Annotated in this window: 2 protein-coding genes; one reads left to right on the top strand and one right to left on the bottom strand. The window is 62.6% G+C overall.

Features of this window, described 5'->3' with window-relative positions:
- Positions 1–256 (top strand): hypothetical protein (locus ASF21_RS17290; protein WP_235498720.1); only part of this gene is annotated, 256 nt, incomplete at its 5' end.
- A 719-nt stretch (positions 257–975) separates the two neighbouring features.
- On the opposite strand, the gene ASF21_RS17135 is transcribed toward ASF21_RS17290, so the two are convergent.
- A complete protein-coding gene (locus ASF21_RS17135; RefSeq protein WP_200914801.1) occupies positions 976–1,260 on the bottom strand; it encodes a hypothetical protein in 285 nt (94 codons plus the stop codon).
- Positions 1,261–3,093 lie beyond the last annotated feature (1,833 nt).

Raw genomic sequence — 3,093 nt, 5'->3', positions numbered from 1 at the left:
CCGCCACCACACACAAAATGCGCGACAACCAGCAAATTCAACCAATCAAAAAACAATCGGTATCAACAAACTTGGCACACTATTGAGTTCTCAAACAACAGGAACGTACGATTACTTGCGAGATATACCGTTTCCGGCCTCTATCCGCTTTCCTTCGCCGTTGTGTTCACAGCTTATTTCATTCTCTTTTCCCTTGTCAAATCCTTCGCTTTGGCTTATTGCCTGCAAATACGGATATGACTTGGCAATCCCATGACAAATAGTGATCGAATTCGTTCTCCATTTGGAGCGCGCGAACCGACCGCACATTTTGTAGGGGTTGGTTGCCCTCACCGGGGCAACTCATGAAACATTACACGCCGTCCGGCAGTCGAGCAAACCGGGTTGGGGTTAGCTGCATCACGGACTCAAGGACTCAAGGACTCCCTCGGCCAGGGGTGCCCGATGACCAGCCACCAGGAGTGGGCAGTGGAGTGCCTTCGTCCCACTGATCGCTAGCGGACACGATCCCAGCCGGCTCCGGCTTGAGACCACGACCGAAACTTTTGCGCCTTAGATCGAGGTTCAGCCCCCACGAGTCAGGCTCTGAGAGCGTATGCGATCGATCCTGTGTGACGACTAACCACTCTTGGTCCAGGGGCACGTCGTCCCGTCATCATCTTCGGAGATGATGCGCGATACCGCAGACCCCGTCGTTCCGCCGACATCAGGTGTGGGCGCCGGCTGCGCAAGGGGCGCCTATCCGGAGGCAGAGGCGAGTGTTCACCTGCCTCCGTTGTCGCAGCGGAGCAGCACTGTGGCCGCAGCTCGGATCTCCAAGGGCGCGTCGAGGGCACCACGGAGCGCTGCGTCGACGTGCGTCGGATGGTGCGGCACGATCGCTTGCGCGCCATCGTTGCCCGAGCATCCGCATCAGTCTCGACCTCTTGGGAGATCGCAGGACGAAGAACTGCCGGGCTCCGTACTGGAGGGTTGTCAGAGCTGAGTCAGGTCTCGTCCGATGTGCCGCAGATGTGCCCACTCCTCCTCCTCCTCCTCGTTTTGGATGACCCGAAGACGATCGCCGGCTGTCGGGATCCACGAATCGTTACCCTGCGGGTTGCTCAGCTCCTCGTCGAGCACCTCGGCAGTAGCTGGCGCAAGGAACTCCATGATCTGTCGTTGTCGATCAGCTCTAACATCGGGCACCTCCTCGTAGGTCGGCTTCCCGTCGCCAAGGGTCGACATGTCGAGACCTGATTCCTCCGCTTCCGCGAACATCAGTCCGATCTCGCGAGATGGTTGATCGACGCCGAGGACGCTCTTACGAAGCCCAGGCATCGCTGGCCAGGATCAGATGACGCACTGTCTCGGCGAGTGACCATTGATCCTGCACAAGCGCGTCGACCCTGCACTGCGGCGTATCGGTCATCATCACTCGCCCAGGAGGTATGACTGCACCAGCCATCCTGCAACCCTCCAGGCCTCCGAGCCTTCTGGAGTTCAGGCTCGAGGAACTTCTAATGCAGATCGGCGGCGACCAACGGCGCGACGTCGACCCCACTCACCATGAGTCGTTTGAAGAACAGGTCATCGCTGTCGATGGCGAGCCCGTCGAGGTCGACTCCCAGCACGAGCATGCTTCTCGCGTCCGAGGAGCGAAGCGTAGCGCCCCTGAAACCCACATCCAGGCGTTCTGAGCCTTCGAATTGCGCCATGGCGTCGTGGGGTCGTCGTCGCCCCAGGATGCGCGCTGGTTGTTCGATGTCGAGCTGACCCTTGACGATGGGCCTCGCCGTCCACACCCGCGAATCTGCATCACGCTACGAGGGAAAGCAGATGATGTTGCGGTGGCATTGCAGGCGATCGAACGCCACGTTCGCCCTCGCCCCGCGGCGAGGGCTTACGGGCCTATGCCCGGGGCCTTCCTGGCAACACGACATGAGGAAAAGCTCGTCGCAACATTGAGGACTGTCGTCCGGGCTCCTCGAGGATGCTGCCATGTCCGACGGCCTACCTTTGAGCATGGACGGTGAGCGCCAACACAGCGTGTGGATTCCGAACGGAGCTCGATCGGCTTGCGGGCCGGCTCTGCGCCTGGTGACGTCGTCTGTCGACTTCTGCCCACGTCTCCCAGGATCAGGACGCTGCGACGGCGCTCGATCCTGACGATAGCCGGCTGTGCCGGCTGCGCAAGCCAAAGGTCGACTGTTCCTCCCAAGCGTTGGCGTCATAAGTGTATTGCCGCCTTCGACGGCTGGACGTGGACAGGCTGCAGCTCGGCGGCGATGAACACGGGCTGGAGGGTAGTACCGGCACTGCGGGTAGGCGCAAGGTCTGGAGCATGGCTGTGCCTCGGTGCTGATCGGTGCTTGCCGGCATCAATGAGCGCCAGGTACCTCTGGAGCTCCGCTGAACAGTGAGCAGTCCGCGCAGTTGAGGTCTGCCCGCACGCTGGCCGAGCGGTGGTGACCTGTGGTGACACCGCGCCTGGCCGCACTCCTGCCCGGGCTATGAGCCGCCGTCTGCGCGCCTACGCTCACGACAAATCCCCGGCTCGAGCGAGGAGCGGCTGGGCACCAGCAGCGGGTCGACCGAGTGCTTCGCCTACCGCCGCTTGGTGACCTCGGACCGCATCTCCCGACGGGGAACGGGCCGGCTGATCCGGACTGGGGCGGCCTCCTATGGATCGTCAGTCCACTCCTGGTTCGACGCTGTCAGCCTCCCGCCGGTTGGTCGGGTCTGGCTCGGCACCCTGCGGATCGTCAGTGCTGTCACTCGACGGGCGAGCGATGGGGCCGGCAGGCGGCCGGGCGGGTAGTGGTGGTGTCGTCGTCGTGCGTCAGGGCATGGCCGCGTCGGGGCGATCGGTTGCGCCTGTGCCCGGGTCGGCCGGCCAGGATGGCTGGCTGCCGGGCCTTCGAATCTGGCCTGGCCGGGCTGGTGTCGGGGTGTTGGGGGTGTTTGCCTGGGGGTGTTTGCCGTGGGGTTAATGGGGTGAGGCCCCGCACCTGGTGGTGTGGGGCCTCAGCCTGTGAAGTGTTGTCCGGCGGTGTCCTACTCTCCCACACTCTCTCGGGTGCAGTACCATCGGCGCTCAGTACCATCGGCGCT

Source organism: Arthrobacter sp. Leaf234 (assembly GCF_001422665.1).
Taxonomy (GTDB): domain Bacteria; phylum Actinomycetota; class Actinomycetes; order Actinomycetales; family Micrococcaceae; genus Arthrobacter_D.
This window is presented reverse-complemented; position numbering and strand designations above follow the sequence as displayed.